Here is a 20814-nt window from a genome sequence, read left to right as displayed (position 1 = left end):
TTCAAATGGCTATTCTACGTTTGATTGGTTTTGGAAAAAAAGAAGAATTTAAGAAAGTGCTAGCAATTTTAAGAAAGAAAAAGCCTGATAGGACAAGGATCCTATGAAATTTGTCGTGTACAGAGTTGTTCAAGTTTATATAAATCATTTTCTTCCACCAATTTCTTATCATATACTCTCATTATACCCATAGGTAAAATCGGGTTAATCTTTTTCCCAATAGTACTAATTCCAACATCTACACGGTATGCCCCCAACTCTTCATCTAAATGATAAATTAATCCTTTTTTAGCCTGCTCAATATGTATTTCAATATCTAATGCTTGAGGGTGTAATTCATCAAAATGATCAAACATAAAATCATTTCGGAACATTTTTGATGAATGTGCAAAAAAAGGTAAATTTAGATATAAATAATCTAAATCGAATTTACCCTTTTGATGGGTCCATTCTCGCACCTTATTTCCTTCAGCATCAATATATCGCATATCATGAGTACAGATGACGCAATCTGAATTGGATTCCATTACATCAAATTGCCGTTGCAATTTATTCGGAAGAGCCAAGTCATCCCCATCGAGATGATAAATGTATTTACCTTTCGCTTTTCTATATACCGCCTTAAGATTTTCTAAAGGGCCAATATTTTTTTCATGAAAAACTGGAACTATAATATCGGGATATTTTAGTAAAAAATCTTCTATTATTTTTCTAGTTGAATCAGTAGAGCAATCATCTCCAATAATAACTTCGTACTGAAAATTTGTATTTTGATTTAGAATACTTTGTAAAGTCTGCTCTACAAATCTTTCTTGATTATAGGTAACAATACAGACTGAAACCAATATATTCATACTAAATAGATTCCTCATTTTTTAGTTTTATTTCTAACTCAAGTAAATCTTTTTTTCTCTCTTTAATTCGTTTTACAGGAGTCCCAATATAAATACCAAACTCTGAACAATTTTTATTTACTAAACTTAATGCACCAACAGCGACACCTATTTCTAAAGTCACACCAGGCAAAATCACACTTCCAGATCCAACAATTACATGCTTTCCAATTATTACATCTGAACTCGTCACATTTGTGTATTGACTAGGCACCATAGGATTCGTCATAAACTGACCACTATAATCATCATTACTACTATAGACCGAAACCCGAGATGAAAGTCCTGCAAAATCTTGAACTGAAATTTTCCCAGCCCCAATGAGACTCACACCAATCGCAAGATGGACATACTCACCAATTTCTATACCACCATCCCCGGCAGATAGTACTGAAAAATCATCTATACGAGTATTGCTACCAATACTAATATTTTTACAATTATAATAAGAGGCCTTATCTGAAAGTAAGCAATTTTCACCTACGTAACGAAAGCCCATGGCTTTAATTTGATCTTCTGTTAAAAAAGCCATCTTAATTATCCTTAATTAAATCAATAATTTTTTGCACTGACTCCATGCAAAGATTTGGATATAGTGGTAAGCAAAGCACTTGCTCTGATAAGCGTTTCGCTTCAGGGGTGTCTGATTGATATTCTTTATAAACAGTCAAATCAGTCATTATCGGATAAAAATATTTTCTTGCAAAAATATTATGACGCTTCAATTTTTCAAATAACGCATCACGACTGAGTGGATATGATTCAGAAATAACGATGGGGAAATAAGAGTAATTATCTTTTTCTAAATCTGTACGTTCTATACAACATATACCTTTTGTATCTATGAATGAACTACGATAAATATGGTCTATCTTTTGACGCGCTGCTAATGTGCTATCTATATTCTTTAATTGCAATAAACCAAGTGCAGCATGTACTTCGCTCAATTTCCCATTCAAAGAAACATCATCTATTGTACTTTCATTCACAATCCCGAAATTTTTTAAACGATCTATACGCTGTTTCATTTCAGCGCTATGGCAAACGATTGCTCCCCCCTCAAAAGTATTAAATACTTTTGTAGCATGAAAGCTCATTACACTTAAATCACCATATTTTAATAAGCTTTTACCCTGATGTATTACACCAAAGGCATGGGCTGCATCATAAATTAGTTTAAGATTATTCTGATTGGCAATATCTTGTAATTTCTCTACATCACAAGGAATCCCATAACAATGTACTGGTAAAATCGCGACTGTCTTATCTGTAATTGCCATTTCAACTTTTATCGGGTCAATATTAGATGTTTGCGGATCAATATCGACAAAGACTGGCGTAAGTTTATTCCAAACTATCGAATGAGCCGTAGCAACAAAAGTATATGGTGTCGTAATCACTTCACCTTGTTCAAGTCCAAGTGCCTGTAGTGCTGTTACTAATGCAATCGTTCCATTATTAAATAATGAAATATAATCAACACCAAGATATTCACAAAGTTCTTTTTCCAACTGCTGATGCAACGGCCCACAGTTGGTTAAAATTTTATTATTCCAAATCTGCTCTAAATAAGGAATAAATTCCTCAAGCTCAGGTAAAACAGGTTGCGTTACATAAATTGGCTGAGTCATTTTTTAGTTTTCCACTAAAGAAATCAAATATTGCCCATAGTCATTTTTACTCATGCTTTGACCAATTTCTAAAACTTGTCCTTTGCTCAGCCAACCATTATTCAAAGCAATTTCTTCTAGACAAGCCACTTTGTAACCTTGACGCTTTTCAATGGTTTCTACAAATTGAGCAGCCTCCAGTAAGCTAGAATGTGTCCCTGTATCCAACCATGCAAAACCACGTCCAAGCAACTCTACATTTAAATCACCACGCTCTAAATACATCTGGTTTACAGTTGTAATTTCTAACTCACCACGTTCAGAAGGTTTAACCTGTTTTGCAATTTGAATCACATCATTATCGTAAAAATATAATCCTGTTACAGCAAAGTGTGATTTTGGATCTTTCGGTTTTTCTTCTAAAGATACCGCACGTTTTTGCTCATCAAACTCAACTACCCCAAAACGTTCTGGATCTTTCACTTGATAGCCAAATACAGTCGCACCTTTTTGACGTGACACAGCCTGACGCAACATTGGGGTAAAACCTTGACCGTAAAAAATATTGTCGCCAAGCACTAAGCAAACATTACTATCCCCAATAAAGCTTTCACCAATTATAAATGCTTGTGCTAAACCGTCTGGACTAGGTTGGACTGCATATTCAATCTGAATACCAAACTGAGAACCATCACCTAATAATCGTTTAAATCCATCAATATCGTCAGGAGTACTAATGATTAATACTTCACGAATACCCGCAAGCATGAGTACCGAAAGTGGATAATACACCATCGGCTTATCATAAATTGGGAGTAACTGTTTAGATACACCTTTAGTAATAGGGTATAAACGTGTACCCGAACCGCCTGCTAAAATAATACCCTTTATTGTATTTGACATTATAAAGTTACACCTAATCGTTCACGTTGGTAACTGCCATCTTGCACACGACGACACCATTCCAAATTATTTAAATACCATTCAACAGTTTTACGGATACCGGTTTCAAAAGTTTCAGTTGGCGACCAACCTAACTCATTCTTGATTTTCGCTGCATCAATGGCGTAACGTAAGTCATGCCCAGGACGATCTTTAACAAAAGTAATCAGTGATTCATAAGATTGACCACTACTTTGTGGTTTCAATTCATCCAATATTTTGCAAATGGTTTTCACCACTTCAATGTTCTGCTTTTCGTTATGCCCACCAATATTGTAGGTTTCACCCACTACTCCCTCAGTCACCACTTTATACAAAGCACGGGCATGATCTTCTACAAATAACCAGTCCCGAATTTGCTGCCCATTACCATATACAGGTAAAGGCTTAGCATCGAGTGCATTTAAAATGACTAATGGAATCAGCTTTTCTGGAAAGTGGTAAGGACCATAATTATTTGAACAATTGGTCACAAGCACAGGTAAGCCATAAGTTCGATACCAAGCACGAACCAAATGATCCGAACTGGCTTTAGATGCTGAATATGGAGAACTTGGTGCGTATGAAGTTGTTTCAGTAAATAGATCGGTTGTCCCTTCTAAGTCACCATAAACTTCATCAGTTGAAATATGATGGAAACGAAAGTGCTGTTTAGTATCTGAGTCAAGACTCATCCAGTACTTTCGGGCAGCCTCAAGTAAAGTATAAGTACCAACAATATTGGTTTGAATAAAAGCTGCTGGACCATCAATTGAACGATCCACATGTGATTCAGCTGCCAGATGCATAATTGCATCCGGTTGAAATGCTTCAATTGCTTTCGTGATTTGATCGGTTTCGCAAATATCCATTTGTTTAAACTGGTATTTTGGACTTTGATCAATTTCTTTTAATGATTCTAGGTTACCAGCATAAGTCAATTTATCTATATTTAAAACTTCATGATCTGTATGTTTTATCAGATGTCGAATTACAGCTGAACCTATAAACCCTGCACCACCTGTAACTAATATTTTCATAACAAACTCAATACACCCAGATCAGAAAGACATTATTAATTAAGTACGAAATAAAGAAAATTATTCAATTTATCCGCAACTCTGCAGAATTGATATTCATTTTCAGCATCTTGGTATCCTGATCGTGCAATTTTACAAATTTGCTCAGGATGTTCAATGAAAAAAGCAAGATTATCAACCAAGTCTGTTATATCTCCACACTTTGCCATCAAACCATTTTCACCTTGGCGAATAATCTGCTGAACACTAATATGATCACTCGCAACCACTGGTTTTCCCCAAGCAAAAGCATCTAATATGGCTAAAGGTTGGGTATCATTCATGGTAGGGACAAGTGCAATATCGATATCATCGTAAAATTTTCTTTTATCTTCACCACCAATCCAGCCTAAAAACTTAACTTCATTTTCTAAACTTAAATCTTTAACTTGCTGAATTAAAGTAGCTTTCTGCTCACCGTCCCCGGCAATCAAAAGCTTTACTTTATATCCTCGTTGCTTGAGTTGCTGTACCGCAGAAATTGCTAAATGTGTACCTTTATATTCAACCAAACGCGTCATAATGCCTAAGACAACTGGTTCACTCAGCATTTCAGAAAAAGAGGGCTGACTCTCAGGTAAGTGAATTAAATTTGAAATAATAGCCTGTGGTTTTTTAGTTAAATCTATACTTTTCTTTTTTGCCGCTACTGCAACACATTGCCCCACATAAGGGGTAATATGAATAAATCCATCTGCTCTCAGCATTCTTTTCACATTATGACTGTGATTCATTGCAATCACAGGGCATTTGATTCGTGCAAAAAATATTGCATTTTTAAACAAATAAACTGCACGTCCACTGTGGGCAATCACAACATCTGGACGATAAGTACGCAACCACAAAGCCAGCTTTACTGCTGCTAGCAAATCATAAAACCCTGAACTGTTCAGACAAAATTTTGGATAATTTTCAGATTTTAAATTCTTATTTTCCTCACCATATACCAAGACACCCTCATGCCCTTTACTGGCTAAGGCATCAAAAGTATTGAGCATCGCTTGCCAACGACCACCCGAAGCATCGCCATATACAGTATGAATAATTTTTAATTTTTTCAAGAACAAGAGCCTATAAAGTAAATTTTACCAATTGTTTATTGGGTCAACATTCTAATATTTTCAGTCTGGAGAAACCATCGTCTCTTTAAAAATAATTCCTTGCATATTCGCTTTACTTCAAGTCTCTGACAAGATTATAGAATTTTGTTACCATACAAAGTAGATAGAGCAAACGTTCAAATATGATGAAAAGCAAACCTAGTCTCGCAGTTCTCCTTATTCACGATCAACGGGCTGGACACTTAAACCCCAGTCTGGGCGTATATGACTGCCTAGAAACAGCTTATACAACAACCTTAGATAAAGTCGAAACTCCAAGCATAAAAAAATGGCAAATAAGCATATTGAAAAAGCTCAGTTGGTATCCTCCTTTATTTGTTTTTTGCTCAACCATTTTTTTCAAAAAATTTCAGTCAAAGCAAAATATTGACTGTATTATTTGTTCGGGCATGCCAAATTTGCTCTATGGCATTTTTGTCAGTCGCAGATTAAAAGTTCCATTGTTTTACGCAGGTGATTTACGCAAAGTGAATGGACAACTGGTGAACTGTACAATTACAGCACTAGAACAAAATACTGCGTCGGACCAAGTTGTGCTTGCCACCCCACCAGTTAAAAAAGACTTTATTAATATGCAACAGGATCAACTTGATCAAACCACTGCCTTGCTGATTTTAGGTGGTCCGACAGATGAGCATCCTTTTACATATGACGATTTTGAAAAAATCATCGATAAATTTATTGCATTTTGTACTCAAAATCAGCTGAAGGGGCTCATCACCAATTCACGCCGCACACCGAATTTAGATCGCTATTTTCAAAAGACAAAAATCCCTAAAAATATTCAATTGCATTTAGTTCAAACAAAAAATGCTTTATCTTTAGTTCAGCTTATTAAACAAGCCACTTATATTTTTGTCACAGAAGATAGTACTTCTATGCTGGCTGAAACTATTCAAAGTGGTCGCTTCATCTGCTCAATTTATAATTCCAAGTCTATTTTAGAACCTTTAAATCAGAAATATCTTCAACATAAACTCATGCAACGACAAAATTTAGCAGCGGACTTTCAACATCCAGAGTATAAAAATACCCAAGCCTTGGATTTAACTAGACCGATTGTTCAGGCTTTTAAACGTAATTTAGGATATTAAAATGATTTCAGTCGTCCTCACTCACTACAATAAGGGTTTATTACTCAATAGAACGATCGATTCATTGCAACCCGAAGATGAAAATTTACATGAAATTATCGTGGTAGATGACTGTTCTACAGACCCAGAATGGCCGACTAATTATCAATGCTTATTAGCCAATTATCCCAAAGTTAAAATTATCCAGAATACGGACAATAAAGGTCCTGCGGTTCGCCTAAATCAAGGTGCATTTGCTGCGACTGGTGATTATCTCTTTTTCATGGACTCTGACGATATCCTAGCCCCAAATCGCTTAAATATGTTTTTACATGAGATGCAAAAACAGCAGGCAGATTTATGCTATGCAGAAAAAGTAAAGATTCACGATTTAAATGAAATTCAAAAACATACTATTGGAACCTGGGAATCTAGCACGACTCCTCTAGGCTATGTACTCGAAAATAATATTATGCAAATGTGTGTCATGTGTACACGTGAATTATTTTTAAAGTCTAAAGGCTGTAATGAAAATATATTTATTCAAGATGAATCACTCGCCCTAAATTTAGCCAAATATTCTCAAAAAATTATTTCTAGCAATTTACATAGTGTTTTTGTTCTTTTAGATGAAACGGAAACCAAATCGGTTCGTGGAGAAAATCGTTTATCGCGCCACTTAGAGCAACAACACCACGATATGTTCTTTACAATTGATGACTTTATTCAGGATTATCCTGACATAAATGAACAAGATAAAAAGTTATTAACCAAAAAAGCACTTTCAACATACTGGAAAAGTATTCGTCACACCCCAAAGAAAAACTTTTCTGATTTTCTGATTTATTTAGCTGCGCGGATTAATCCTATTCAAACCTGGAATAAACATCACCAAAAGCTTACTACATATTTTAATCAATTAGATCATGTGCGTAAGATTAACAAAAGAGCGTAATTACGCTCTTTTGCCTAATTTCATTCGCAATTTCACCGCAAACAATGAATCCTTACCGCTGATTTTAATTCGCTGCAACTGCATAAAATCGGGCTGCTCTAAATCTATACCTTCTTTTGTGGTCACTGCATTGTGATAGCCTGCCTTTCGGACTAGCGCCACATCACGTGTAGAATAAATTCCAAAGGGATAAGCAAAGCTCGTCACTTCCTGCTGGATTAAGTTTTCCAATACCTGCTTGGATTGAGTTAATTCTGCCAAGCATTCTTCATCGCTTAGTTTCGCCATATTGGCATGAGTCAGCGTATGTGAACCAATTTCCACCAAACCTGAATTTGCTAACCACTTCACTTGCTCATCATTCAGTTTTGGCTCACGCGCCAGTTCACCACTATTATGATGGGCTTTTTTATAGGTTGACCAATCTCGATCATGTCGGTCTACCACTACATAAATGGTCGCTTTAGCCTGATACTTTTCTAATATTGGATAAGCATTTTCCAGATTATCCAGATAACCATCATCAAAGGTAATGGCCACGGTTTTTTCAGGGTGTCTACCCCAATTTTGTTGTAATTCCTGCATAGTCACAAAATGAAAGCCTTCTGCTTTCATCCATGCTACCTGCTTTTCGAATTCCGTCGGTTTTACTCGTAATTTATTAAACTTGGCACCATCAATATGGTCCCTAACCATGTGATACATTAAAACCCGAGGGCGTTTCCAGTCTACCGCTGGTTTCCACCATGCATATTGATAACTAAACGCCATGAATAAGACCAACAGGAGAATAAAAATATAAATCACAAGAGCAACCTGATTATTGTGCTAAAAGATATGTTGCCACACGCTCTGCTTCTTTAAAAGCATGAGGTTCAGGTAACGCTTGAATTGAAGTACTATCAGAAACCAAATGAGATTGAATGATGTGATCAATCGATTGGGTAATCCGATCTTCTTTTAATCGATCAATCCCAATCACTCCTACCTTACAACCGGCTGTTAAAGCCTCGAAAATCATGGAAACACTATCTTCTGTGACCCAAACTGCCTCTGCCTGCTGCATTTCCTCAAAGATCCAGCCTTGCGGGGTTTGTTCTACCGGAAAGATTTGCAAATGCTGACTATAAGGTTGCTTAACTAAATGAGCCAGAAATTCGGATGGTGTACGACGCGAGGTAGTCAGAATAATTGCACTATGAGAATGATTTTCTACGATCTGCTGAATTGCTGACAACACTTTTGCTTCATTCCATTGATGGCGTTTGGAAGAACCACCTAAAGCAATCAAGACCCGACTGGCTTGATGGCGCTGCTCATTGACAATCGGGTTTAAAGCCCCTTGAGTGGTAATAACATGCCTGGATTCAGGTATACCATCATGTTCAGGAATAATGGCATAATCAAACCAGCTGAAAGGAAAATTCGGCTTCATTAAAATAACCGTTTTCGCCTGAGGATATACTTTTCCCAGCAGCAAAACCCGTGACTGGGTATGGCTGCCTACTCCAAAGATATAATCCGGCTTTTTTTCAAACAGGGGCAATTGATGACTCAACATGCCTTTTAAAAGCGTGAAAATTGGCAATTGCTGAATGGCGATTTCCTGAAAAGTTACTTCGCTATTGCTTATACGCTGCATGGCTTTATACAAACCGACTGCTTGCGAACGGTGTCCCGCTTTAGCATCACTGACGTAGACAATATGCATGTTTATTGTTTCCTTTTACACCATTAAGCATTGACATCCTCACCCACCTGAAAGGAGGGTGATTCCTACTGCTAGACGCTTATGCCCAAGCGCAAGTATGTTCTTAGCGGAATTTAAATCACGATGATTTATACTTCCGCACTCACATTCCCATACTCTTATTCGCAAATCTGTTCTACCTTGTGGACTGCTAGAGGTGATCTCACCACAGCACGAACAAATTTGGGTTGTGAACCTCTCACTAACTTCCTCAAACAATACCCCTGCGTTCTCGCATTTATACTTGAGAATTGTTTTGAGTGCTGAAAATCCTGTGTCCAAAACAGATTTCGCCATCTTGGTTTTCACCAGCTTTTTCGCACTTAAGTCACCTACAACAATCAGTGCATTTTCTTTCACAAGCAGAGTGCTTGCCTTATGCAAATGATCTTTACGACTGTTTGCAATCTTGGCATGTAATGCACGAACACGTTTTTTATTCCTTGCTCGTTGAGCTATACCTAATTTCTTTTCATATTTTCGATAGAATTTAGGATTTGAAATCACAGTACCATCTGAGCAGGTGGCTATATCTTTTAAGCCCAGATCAATCCCGATCGCTTTGGTGGCGGTAGGTTTATCAGCTTTAGTGCTATCCACAACAAGACACACATACCAGCGCCCACGACTATCCTCAACAAATGAGCCTGTTCTAACGCTGTATTTGCCTATACCGTAGCTATCCCACAGTTTGAATTGATGCTTGCCATATTGCACATATCCATCAGCATATTTAATCGCTACTTTTTTAAAGGGTATCCAACCAAGTGAACGTCTTGCTGACTTTTTGTTACTCACACGCCATTTTAATTTTGCTTTTCTAAACTGTTCTCTTTTACCAGCATATTCTTCTCTGATTGCATCCACCGTTTGACTATGCAAACCACACAATTTTGAAGTCCCTTTTGTGTATTTAGCCATATCGAATGCTGAGAAAAAGTCACCTGTTCTTTTCAGGTGTTTGAAACTTAAATCATTCACATAATTCCAAACAAAGTTAACCTCAGATGCTAATTGGTCTAGCACCTTGCAATGTTTGTCTTTTATGCGTAATTTAAGTGTTTTCATGAGCTTATATTAGCTCATGTTAAATTAAAGGTGTTGAGTTTTAAAAAACTCAACGACATTTCATGTCGTGTCGCATATATTTCTGCCCTGAAGGACAGAGTTTTACGCTCCATTTGATAAAAAAGGCGAAACTTTCGTTCCGCCTCCTCATCTTAACCAATCAACTTATTTTACGTAAGTTAACCAGTGTGCATATTTAGGATCTTTACCCTGAACTGCATCAAAGAACGCTTTCTGGATTTTTGTTGTAATTGGACCACGACAGCCTTCGCCAATGATACGGTCATCATATTCACGGATTGGAGTCACTTCAGCTGCAGTACCAGTGAAGAATGCTTCATCACCGATATAGAATTCATCACGGGTAATACGACGTTCAAATACTTCAATGCCCAAGTCTTTGGCAATGGTAATGATAGTTTGACGGGTAATACCGTCTAAAGCACCGCCAGCGATATCCGGTGTATGCAATGCACCATCTTTTACCAGGAATACGTTTTCGCCAGAACCTTGGCATACATAACCTTGCGGGTCCATCAACATTGCTTCATCATAACCCGAATGTGCCACTTCTTGGTGTGCAAGAATAGACAAGGTATAGTTACCGGAAGCCTTTGCCTTACACATGGTCACGTTTGGATGGTGATGGGTAAATGATGAAGTTTTAACGCGAATACCTTTCGCCATCGCTTCTTCACCCAGATAAGCACCCCAGCCCCATGCTGCCACAGTGGCATGAATAGTATTATCCGTTGCAGCAATACCGAGTTTTTCCGAACCGATAAAGATAATTGGACGCAAATAGCATGAAGCTAATTTATTTTCACGTACTACATCAATTTGAGCCTGCTCAAGTGCTGCATGATCAAATGGAACCTTCATTTGATAGATTTTTGCAGAGTTAAGCAAACGCTTGGTATGATCTTGGAGACGGAAAATCGCGGTACCATTTGGTGTTTCATAAGCACGGACACCCTCAAAGACACCCATACTGTAGTGTAATGTATGAGTTAGGACGTGGATTTTCGCCTCACGCCAGTCAACCATTTGTCCATCTTGCCAGATAAAACCATCACGATCAGCCAAATTCATGGCACACACTCCAAATTTTTATACACAGTCATTTCTATCCAACGCAAAAGTTGCAGTTGGATCAATTAATCTTTGCCATAACTTGCAAACGACCTCTCGGGTATCGTACCAGTCGTCAGCTGCAACTTGCATGGATTGATTTGCAAGGGCTAAACGGTGGCTCTCGGCTCGTTCACGGAGATAAGCTTGAATCAATGCTGTCGCATCGGCGCTGGATAAGCGATCCGTTTTTGCGGCATCCTCAAGGATTCGTACGTTGTCGGAGTAATGGGCGAGATCAGGATTCGACCCACTCCATGCTAATACCGCATACTGTGCCATAAATTCGATATCAACGATACCACCTGCATCCTGTTTTAAGTGAAAAATCCCATCTTTTTGCTGCTCTTTGGAAGAGCCCAAATGGTCTTTCATTTTTTGACGCATTTTCAGCACTTCTGCTCGAACATTCGCCTCATCCCGTGGCTGGGTCAAAATGCGGCAGCGTAAATCTTCAAACTTTTCTCGCAGGGAAGCTTCACCGGCAATGGATCGGGCACGAACCAGCGCCTGATGCTCCCACACCCAGGCACTTTTTAATTGATATTGTTCAAAGGCTTTGAGGCTGGTCACCAACAGTCCCGCCTCACCCGATGGACGTAAACGGGTATCAATTTCATAGACCCGCCCATCTAAGGTTTGTGTGGTCATCAGCGACATGAATTTCTGTGCCACGCGTATAGCAAACTCAAAACCGCTAATCGGTTTAATACCATCGGTATCACCCTGTTCACTCATATAATGAATAAATACCAGATCCAAATCCGAGCCATAACCCAGTTCAATGCCACCTAGTTTGCCATAGCCTGCGACCGCGAATGCCATATGATCGAGTGAACAGCGCTGCCCCTCTACATCTAAAGGATAGCCATGCTTTTTAGCAGTAATTTGATAAGCCAGATTTAATGTCGCATTAACGGATACTTCTGCGATATCGGTTAATGCATCGGAGACTTTCATCAATGGACTTTCCGCCAGCACATCACTGGCTGCCACAGCCAATACATTGGATTTCTTGAATAAACGCAGCACGCGCATCTGATCTTCAACCTGATCAATCTCAATGCGCAACAGTTGCTGGCGCAGTGAATCTTCCAGATCCTTGCGTTTCGGCAATTCAAAATCCATCGATAAAAATTCGTCCAGCAGTACCGGATAATGGGTCAGTTCCTCACAAATCCATGGACTCACCGTGGCCATTTTCACCAGACGCTGCAGCGCACCCTTACTTTCAATCAACATTACCAGATACACGGTACGGCGCAGGACCGATTCGACCAAAGGCATCAAACGTAACAGTGCCACTTGCGGTTTATCAGACTGCAAAATCGCTTCAATCAGGTGTGGCCAAAACGTCTTTAAACGCTGTACGGCTTTGGCTGGCAATTTTTTCAGCGCATGCCCATTCCAGAATTCATGCACCAGATTTTTGGCATCTTCATCCAGCACTTCATTTAGCTGTTTCTCTAATTGAGTAAAGCTTTCAATTAACGGATCAGGTTCTTTTTCTTTAATCAAATGCTCAAACTGATAGATGACCTTGGCACGTTTTTGATTCAGCACTTCTAAAAATTGCTCCCAACTATCAAAACCCAGCGTTTCAATCATGCGATTTCTTAAATCAGGTTCATTGGGCAAGGATTGGGTCTGCTGGTCATTGAGTGCCTGAATGGCATGTTCAATCCGGCGCAAAAACAGATAGGCATCTTCCAGTTCAAGTACGGCATTTTGTTCAAGAAGCCCCACTTCCCCCAAATGATGCAGGCTGACCAGACACTGGCGATCCTGTAATTCAAGTTTTGAGCCACCATAAATCAATTGAAAGACTTGAACGATGAATTCGACTTCACGAATCCCCCCTGCTCCAAGCTTGATATCATCTTCGATATTACGGCGTTGTACTTCGCGTTCAATCATCGCCTTCATTTCACGCATGGCTTCAAAGGCGGTGTAATCAACATATTTACGAAATACGAATGGACGGGTCATCTCCAGCAGTTCTGCACCTTCTTTACCACCAGTCACAATACGTGCCTTAATCCATGCATAGCGCTCCCATTCACGGCCATGCTGGCTTAAATATTTTTCCAGGGCAACATGGCTAATCGCCAAAGCTGAACCATCGCCCCAAGGACGCAGGCGCATATCAACACGGAACACAAAACCGTCTGCGGTAATATGATCAAGCAGATAAATCAGCTTTTGCCCCCACAAAATACAAAACTGCTGTACATCAATACATTTGCGACCATTGGTTTCGCCCTGTTCATCAAAACCGAAAATAAGATCAATATCACTTGAAAGGTTAAGCTCTTGTGCCCCGAGCTTGCCCATGGCGACCACGATTAAATCCTGCACCTCACCACCGTAGCCGATAGGCTCACCGTGCTTGGCCACCAATGGAGCACGGGCAAAATCTTTAGCCGCGCAAATAGCAGTATCGGCAAAATCGGAAAGCTCACGGGTCAGGGTTATCACATCCGTCAACCGGTTGGCATCCTGCCAAATCCAGCGGAACATCAAGCGCGCACGAAGCACACGAATAGCATGCATCCAGGTGCTTTCATCTGTAATCTGCTTTAGCGTGTCATGAACAATATTCTGGATTTGAATGGTGGTTAAAGGAAGGAGAAATTGATCAATTGCATAATCTTGTTCTAGTAGAGCGCTGTGTTTTCCCAACACCTGTTCTGCATATTGGCTCGCACGCAATGTGTTGTGCAATTGTTCCGCATTCATCTTAAAACCTTCAGCCTGATTTTTTTCTAGTTATAGCAGCTGAAAAGAAATAGTGGAAAAGAAAAATTGATTTTCTATACTTTTACTTTTTCAATTTTAGGCTGTTCCTGGGCTAAAGCCTGATGGACACTGGTGGCTGCCGGTAAAATCACATTAAATGTCGTACCTTCACCTTCTGTAGAATCTACAAAAATTTGCCCATGGTTCAAATCAATAAAACGCTTACACAAGACTAGGCCCAGACCGGTACCTTTTTCTCCTGCAGTCCCTTTAATACTGACCGTAACCGACTGCTGGAACAGCTGATCCATTTGTGCCCGACTCATCCCCAGACCGGTATCCCGTACAGAAATATGCACCCCTGCTTCGGACTCATGTGCATGAATGATGACACGCCCCGTACCATCGGTCGGGGTGAATTTCAAAGCATTGGAAACCAGGTTCTGTATCACTGAAGTAATCATGTTGATATCAGCATAGACCTTGATGCCTTCTTCAATCTGGTCAATTAACTGAATATTTTTCTTTACCGCCAAACTATGTAATACGTCACAAACAATCTTGCTTGACTGTTTTAATTCAAAATTAATGGGATGATAAATGAAACGTCCGCCTTCAGCCATTGCCCAGTTCAGCAGGCTTTCCAGCAGGTTATAAGTCGATTGTGCCGTATCATACAAATATTCAGCAATATTCTGTATGCTGGATTCATCCAGTGTTTCACGCTCTTGCGCCAGCACTTCTGAAAAGCCGAGCAAACCATGAAATGGGGCTCTCAGGTCATGGGCAATAATCTGGAAAAACTTGGTTTTACTGAAATTGAGCGCCGCTTGCTGCTCGTACATTTCCTTCAGTTCAGCATGATCTGCTTTCAGTTCAATCATATGGATCAGACTGTTGGTCAAGTCACTGACATTGGTAATACTTTCAGGATGAAACGGTTTTTTCTGCTGATCAAAAAAAAGCGCCTGACCAATTGAAGTACCGTTACTTAAACGCAAATCAAAAGCCAGATAACGCTTGGCTTCTACACCGAGTTGACTCACATGCTGCACCAGATTCGGATATTGACTGTGCTGATGATCAATGAAATTACGCCCTTCAAAATAAGGGCTTAAACCGGTTTCATCAGGCGAGCAAAAAGCCTTAAAACCATGATTGGAGGAATACCAGATATAAGGCTCATGATGAAAAGCCAGTACCGCCTGTTCAGCACCAAGCATGTTGCGGGAAAACCTTAAAAAACGCTCAACCTGATTCGTTGCTGTAAAAACGCCTAACAATAGTGAGATTTTACATGCACTAAGCTGCTCAGTTTCCGAGCCTATTTCAAGCAACTGCATTTTCATATTTGATTCATCCAATCACTATTATTTGTTGTTTTAAAGAAATAATTATCATGTTTCATCTTATTAACAAAGTTTCATATTGAAGACAATGAATAAAGACAAACAGTGACAATTTATACCCAATATTGACTCTAGTTTTCACCTTGGCATCAAAAGCAGATCACAATTCTATTCAAACAATAAAAAACCAATCTATTATTAATCACTGATATGGTTTGAATATATATCCCGAGGGTCGGACTCGAAGCGAAAATCTAAAGCTATCCTTAGTCAACATTTGACTACAATAGCATGGTTTCCAGTTTTCATCGGGACAGTCAGATGATTAAGTGTTTAGCTCATCATCCATTTGTTTAAACACAGCACAATTGATCAGCTCATCATTCAATTGTTCAGGCATACTCTATGTTACAGAAATCATATACAGCAAATTGCCATATTTCTTGCACAACAATTAAAAAATCATCTTTTTAGCCTTGCTGTTTTTTGAGTCTCCCTCTCAACGCTTTTTCTGTCTCTCTAGGACTGTCCTGTTCATATACTACTGCTCAGAACAGCTATTCATTTATTTAACTTCTTCTTTTACATCAGATCTGCAACCCATTTTCGATGAGAGTAATGATCATGATCGTTGCCAGCACAGTTTTCAGCGCAGTCATGAATAACAGTAATAAATGCTTATCTCCCCCAAATAATTGTCCAATCAATCTAAGAAAAATTTACCTCTTCTTCCCTGCTAGATAATTTATTTCCATGATACCCAACATGTCTTAAGTAATTAGTTTATAAATCGGCAAAAAATCGCCCGCCGGTTTTTTTTTATGCAGGAGGCATTCATACAAATAAGTTATTGATAATAATAAATTATATAACTTATTAAGCAAGATTCTCTACTTATATGACCAAATACGGGGAATTGCCACATGAGAGACCGAAAGCCTCACCCCGATTCGAAAAATAACTAAATTTCACGTAGAATAGGGGGATTGGTGAACAACACTGATGTATACAAATTTTCAGCCAAAGACCAATATGCAAGATATTGCTGTTCGGCTGAGGTGCAAATAAGCGCCAATACTTTTAATGTTTTATTTAAGCAAACCGGTTCGCAGAACTGAGCCAAAAGCTCGGTACTGACAAACTCAATCTAAAGCAAGGGGCTATATATGGCTGGTGGAAAGTCAAAAATCATTTACACATTGACCGACGAGGCGCCACTATTGGCGACCTACTCCCTGCTGCCGATCATTGAAACCTTTACCAAGCCAGCTGGTGTAGAGATTGTTAAAAAAGACATCTCTGTAGCCGTACGTGTGCTTGCAGAATTTACGGACTTCCTCAGCGATGAGCAGAAAGTACCGAATACCCTGGCAGAGCTTGGCAATCTTACACAAGACCCAGACACTAATATCATTAAACTCCCAAATATTAGTGCGTCAGTTGGCCAGTTGATAGCTTGTATCAAGGAACTTCAATCGAAAGGCTATGCTCTTCCTGACTATCCGGAAAACCCGGTGACTGAGGAAGAAAAAGCAATTAAAACACGTTACAGCAAATGCCTCGGTTCTGCTGTAAACCCGGTTCTGCGTGAAGGTAACTCTGACCGTCGCGCGCCGACTGCTGTAAAAAATTATGCGAAAAAACACCCTCACTCAATGAGCGAGTGGAAACAATGGTCACAAACTCACGTTTCACACATGGATGAAGGCGACTTCTACCACGGTGAAAAATCAATGACACTTGACCGTGCACGCAATGTAAAAATGGAACTCATCACCAAGTCTGGTGAAAGCATTGTTCTCAAGCCGAAACTTGCTTTGCTTGATGGTGAAATCATTGACTCAATGTTCATGAGCAAGAAAGCGCTTTGCGATTTCTATGAAAAAGAACTTGAAGATTGCCGTGAAGCAGGCATTTTGTTCTCTTTACACGTTAAAGCAACCATGATGAAAGTTTCACACCCGATTGTATTCGGTCACTGTGTGAAAATTTACTACAAAGATGCATTTGAAAAACACGGTAAACTGTTCGACGAATTAGGCATTAACGTAAACAACGGTATGGCTAATCTTTACGAAAAGATTGAAACCCTACCAGAGTCACAGCGTGACGAAATCATCCGTGACCTGCACGCGTGTCAAGAACACCGCCCAGCACTAGCGATGGTTGATTCAGCTAAAGGCATCACCAACTTCCATTCTCCTAACGACATCATCGTAGATGCTTCTATGCCTGCAATGATCCGTGCCGGTGGTAAAATGTGGGGTGCTGATGGTAAACAGTATGATGCTAAAGCAGTCATGCCTGAATCTACATTCGCACGTATTTACCAGGAAATGATCAATTTCTGTAAATGGAATGGTAACTTCGACCCACGTACCATGGGTACTGTGCCAAACGTTGGTTTGATGGCACAAAAAGCTGAAGAATACGGTTCACACGACAAGACATTCGAAATTCCTGAAGCAGGTATTGCGAACATCACTGACCTTGAAACAGGTGAAGTGTTGATGTCACAAAATGTGGAAGAAGGCGATATCTGGCGTATGTGTCAGGTGAAAGACGCACCGATCCGTGACTGGGTGAAACTTGCAGTAACTCGTGCACGTAACTCTGGCATGCCTGCAATCTTCTGGCTTGACCCGTACCGTCCACATGAAAATGAACTGATCAAGAAAGTACAAAAATACTTGAAAGATCACGACACAACTGGTTTAGACATTCACATCATGTCTCAAGTTCGTGCAATGCGTTACACACTTGAACGTGTTGCTCGCGGTCTGGATACCATTTCTGTAACAGGTAACATTCTTCGTGACTACCTCACAGACTTGTTCCCAATCATGGAACTGGGTACTTCTGCAAAAATGTTGTCTATCGTACCGTTAATGGCCGGTGGTGGCATGTACGAAACTGGGGCTGGTGGTTCTGCACCTAAACACGTACAACAACTTGTAGAAGAAAACCACTTGCGTTGGGATTCTTTAGGTGAGTTCTTGGCACTTGCAGTGTCATTAGAGGAAATGGGCATTAAAGAAAACAATGCTCGTGCGAAACTTCTTGCTCAAACTTTAGATAAAGCAACCGGTATCTTGCTGGACAACGACAAGTCTCCTTCACGCCGTACTGGTGAGCTGGATAACCGTGGTAGTCACTTCTACCTGGCTAAATTCTGGGCTGAAGAGCTTGCTACACAAGACGAAGATGCTGAGCTTAAAGCGAAGTTTGCTCCTCTTGCAAAAGCACTTGCTGAAAACGAAGAGAAAATCGTTGCTGAACTTGCTCAAGTACAAGGTAAGGCTGTAGACATCGGTGGTTACTATGCTCTTGATCAAGAGAAAGTAAATGCAGTAATGCGTCCAAGTGCTACATTTAATACTGCTCTTGCTTCAATCTAAGCTTTCCAGAACTGACGAAAGTTAGTAATGTAAAAAACCGGCGTTTAGGCGCCGGTTTTTTTATGTGTCTGTTTATAAGACTCTAATTTTCATTCAAGACTATGAACTAGAATTCAGACCAAATTTAGCTTTCTTGCTTTTTAGGAATACACTCCACTTTTAAATCATCATAAATTTCTATAGCCGCATCAATCGTACGAAATAGAAGACCAGAAATAATGGCAATAATAGTACCAATAACAAGAGTACAGAACCCTCCTGCTACCACCACCCATTCCGACACATCAAATAAAGGAAACCAGCCTATTTTTTTGATCAGAAAGACCAAAATATTATTTAGCGGAATAATAATAATTGAAGACAAATACATCCCAACCAAAATCATTCTTTTCTTTTTATAATTTTCTTTAGAGGAATGCGCTACAAGAATTATTTTATCATCTGCAATAAATGCTTTTATAAAATGGCGTGCAGTAATTAATTTTTTAGCAATTATAAAAAAACGTTGTGGAAACTCTTTAATTACATAATCCACTTCTAAATGTCCAATTTTCTCAGAACACACTAATGCTTGTGCAGCGCAGTCCTTCTCCAATTTATTCTTGTCCGAATTATAATAATTATCCAAGTATTCCTTAACCGCTTCCAAGCGATTCAAATAAAATTTCCGCCGATGCGTAAAACGCTTGGCTTTATCAAGCCAGACTAAAAAAGGGACAATAGCTAGAAATATAGCTAAGTTCTCAAATATTTAATACACTATAAGACATGGGATATTCAAAAGATTTTAAAGACAAAGTCATAGAAATTATGGCAAGAGATCAACTGTCAGTACGTAAAGCTGCTCAACATTTTGGGGTATGCACGCGTACGATACAGCTATGGAAAAAATCAACCGAGATTAAACCAATTCCAGGTCGTCCAGCTAAAATCAGCAAAGAGCAAATATTGAAGGATGTTGAACAATATCCTGATGATTATATTAGTGAACGGGCAGAACGTTTTGGTGTCAGTACCCATGCAGTATTCAATGCGCTACATGCCGCAGGAATATCGCGTAAAAAAAGACGTTAAAGCACCCTAAAGCAGATCAAAATCAACGTCGGCAATTTCAGAACCTGATTGAATATTTAGAACAACACTTACCACTGGTGTATATCGATGAAAGTGGTTTTCAAAGCGAAAGTACGAGATTGTATAGTTATAGCCCTCAAGGAACGAGGGCTGAAGGTGAATTTAACTGGCAGTTAAAAAATTGTAGCAATGCGATCGGTGCATTAACTGAGAATAGATTGCTGACAGTTGGAGTATTTGATTGTTCAGTGAATACTGAGGTATTTGAATGCTGGATTGAACAGGATTTATTACCGAAGCTGAAAGAAACCAGTGTTTTAATTATGGATAATGCGACCTTTCATAAAGGGAAAAGACTTCAAGAATTGGTACGCTGTGCAGGCCATTACATTGTGTGGCTTCCTAAATATAGCCCGGACTTAAATCCAATAGAAAAAATGTGGTCACGAGTAAAGTCGATTAGAAATAAGTTCCGAATAAAAGACATTGATGAATTATTCAAAAAACATTGTGATAGTTTATTTAGTAACCTGAGTTCGACGAAATCTGCTTAGCCTTTTAGCATATTTTGGAAAGTTGGCTTATTGGGATTCAAACAATAAGCCACTACAGCAGCCATGATATTCACCATGAAGTTATTTACCGAACGATGA

Annotated in this window: 18 protein-coding genes and 1 pseudogene; 5 read left to right on the top strand and 14 right to left on the bottom strand. The window is 39.3% G+C overall.

Going from position 1 to position 20814, the window contains the following annotated elements:
• Nucleotides 1–101: 101 nt before the first annotated feature.
• The 6 genes from FTT83_RS13425 to FTT83_RS13400 are packed head-to-tail and all read right to left on the bottom strand — an operon-like array spanning nt 102 to nt 5564.
• Nucleotides 102–854 carry a glycosyltransferase gene (locus tag FTT83_RS13425; RefSeq protein WP_180176737.1) on the bottom strand — a complete coding sequence of 251 codons (753 nt, stop codon included), beginning with the start codon at nt 852–854 and terminating at the stop codon, nt 102–104.
• 1 nt (nt 855) lies between these two features.
• Entirely contained in the window at nt 856–1425 is a 570-nt protein-coding gene (locus FTT83_RS13420; RefSeq protein WP_180042855.1) for an acyltransferase, read from the bottom strand.
• 1 nt (nt 1426) lies between these two features.
• The gene (locus FTT83_RS13415) at nt 1427–2524 is read right to left on the bottom strand and encodes a DegT/DnrJ/EryC1/StrS aminotransferase family protein (protein ID WP_180042854.1); all 1098 of its coding nucleotides are present in this window, start codon (nt 2522–2524) and stop codon (nt 1427–1429) included.
• Between the two features lie 3 nt (nt 2525–2527).
• Nucleotides 2528–3406: a glucose-1-phosphate thymidylyltransferase RfbA gene (gene rfbA, locus FTT83_RS13410; RefSeq protein WP_180042853.1), complete on the bottom strand. Its 879-nt coding sequence runs from the start codon at nt 3404–3406 to the stop codon at nt 2528–2530.
• A complete protein-coding gene (rfbB, locus tag FTT83_RS13405) occupies nt 3406–4464 on the bottom strand; it encodes a dTDP-glucose 4,6-dehydratase (RefSeq protein WP_180042852.1) in 1059 nt (352 codons plus the stop codon). Before rfbB ends, rfbA begins: the two co-directional genes overlap by 1 nt.
• 35 nt (nt 4465–4499) lie before the next feature.
• Nucleotides 4500–5564, bottom strand: a complete 1065-nt coding sequence (locus FTT83_RS13400; RefSeq protein WP_180042851.1) for a glycosyltransferase family 4 protein — start codon at nt 5562–5564, stop codon at nt 4500–4502.
• 182 nt (nt 5565–5746) lie between these two features.
• Here FTT83_RS13400 and FTT83_RS13395 point away from each other — a divergent pair, with 182 nt between their 5' ends.
• Together FTT83_RS13395 and FTT83_RS13390 are read left to right on the top strand one after the other, a co-directional pair.
• On the top strand, nt 5747–6718 hold the full coding sequence (locus tag FTT83_RS13395) for an ELM1/GtrOC1 family putative glycosyltransferase (RefSeq protein ID WP_180042850.1): 972 nt from the start codon (nt 5747–5749) through the stop codon (nt 6716–6718).
• 1 nt (nt 6719) lies between these two features.
• Nucleotides 6720–7652 (top strand): glycosyltransferase family 2 protein, encoded by a 933-nt coding sequence (locus FTT83_RS13390; RefSeq protein WP_180042849.1) that lies wholly within the window; start codon nt 6720–6722, stop codon nt 7650–7652.
• Here FTT83_RS13390 and FTT83_RS13385 read toward each other — a convergent pair whose 3' ends face one another.
• From FTT83_RS13385 to FTT83_RS13360, 6 genes are all read right to left on the bottom strand, one after another.
• Complete coding sequence (locus FTT83_RS13385) at nt 7653–8459, bottom strand: polysaccharide deacetylase family protein (RefSeq protein ID WP_180042848.1); 807 nt, start codon at nt 8457–8459, stop codon at nt 7653–7655.
• 13 nt (nt 8460–8472) lie between these two features.
• Nucleotides 8473–9363 carry an ELM1/GtrOC1 family putative glycosyltransferase gene (locus tag FTT83_RS13380; protein ID WP_180042847.1) on the bottom strand — a complete coding sequence of 297 codons (891 nt, stop codon included), beginning with the start codon at nt 9361–9363 and terminating at the stop codon, nt 8473–8475.
• Nucleotides 9364–9402: 39 nt separating this feature from the next.
• Nucleotides 9403–10470: an RNA-guided endonuclease TnpB family protein gene (locus FTT83_RS13375; RefSeq protein ID WP_180042846.1), complete on the bottom strand. Its 1068-nt coding sequence runs from the start codon at nt 10468–10470 to the stop codon at nt 9403–9405.
• A gap of 165 nt (nt 10471–10635) precedes the next feature.
• Complete coding sequence (locus tag FTT83_RS13370; protein WP_166171246.1) at nt 10636–11562, bottom strand: branched-chain amino acid transaminase; 927 nt, start codon at nt 11560–11562, stop codon at nt 10636–10638.
• An 18-nt stretch (nt 11563–11580) separates the two neighbouring features.
• Nucleotides 11581–14340, bottom strand: a complete 2760-nt coding sequence (gene glnE / locus FTT83_RS13365) for a bifunctional [glutamate--ammonia ligase]-adenylyl-L-tyrosine phosphorylase/[glutamate--ammonia-ligase] adenylyltransferase (RefSeq protein WP_180042845.1) — start codon at nt 14338–14340, stop codon at nt 11581–11583.
• A gap of 74 nt (nt 14341–14414) precedes the next feature.
• On the bottom strand, nt 14415–15689 hold the full coding sequence (locus FTT83_RS13360) for a sensor histidine kinase KdpD (RefSeq protein ID WP_180042844.1): 1275 nt from the start codon (nt 15687–15689) through the stop codon (nt 14415–14417).
• Between the two features lie 1166 nt (nt 15690–16855).
• On the opposite strand from FTT83_RS13360, the gene FTT83_RS13355 reads away from it, so the two are divergent.
• The gene (locus FTT83_RS13355) at nt 16856–19087 is read left to right on the top strand and encodes an NADP-dependent isocitrate dehydrogenase (RefSeq protein ID WP_180042843.1); all 2232 of its coding nucleotides are present in this window, start codon (nt 16856–16858) and stop codon (nt 19085–19087) included.
• A gap of 124 nt (nt 19088–19211) precedes the next feature.
• On the opposite strand, the gene FTT83_RS13350 is transcribed toward FTT83_RS13355, so the two are convergent.
• Nucleotides 19212–19745, bottom strand: coding sequence for a hypothetical protein (locus FTT83_RS13350; protein ID WP_257224429.1), 534 nt, complete (start codon nt 19743–19745; stop codon nt 19212–19214).
• 110 nt (nt 19746–19855) lie between these two features.
• Here FTT83_RS13350 and FTT83_RS13345 point away from each other — a divergent pair, with 110 nt between their 5' ends.
• Nucleotides 19856–20161, top strand: a complete 306-nt coding sequence (locus FTT83_RS13345; protein WP_086199124.1) for an IS630 transposase-related protein — start codon at nt 19856–19858, stop codon at nt 20159–20161.
• Nucleotides 20162–20205: 44 nt separating this feature from the next.
• On the top strand, nt 20206–20715 hold the full coding sequence (locus tag FTT83_RS13340) for an IS630 family transposase (RefSeq protein ID WP_180042888.1): 510 nt from the start codon (nt 20206–20208) through the stop codon (nt 20713–20715).
• Here the strand turns inward: FTT83_RS13340 and FTT83_RS13335 are convergent.
• Nucleotides 20712–20814: pseudogene (locus tag FTT83_RS13335) on the bottom strand (IS982 family transposase); the annotation flags it as partial. The gene FTT83_RS13340 and the pseudogene FTT83_RS13335 overlap by 4 nt on opposite strands.

Source organism: Acinetobacter sp. YH01018, assembly GCF_013420295.1.
GTDB lineage: Bacteria > Pseudomonadota > Gammaproteobacteria > Pseudomonadales > Moraxellaceae > Acinetobacter.
The sequence above is the reverse complement of the archived record's forward strand: the minus strand, read 5'-3'. Positions and strand labels throughout refer to the sequence as shown.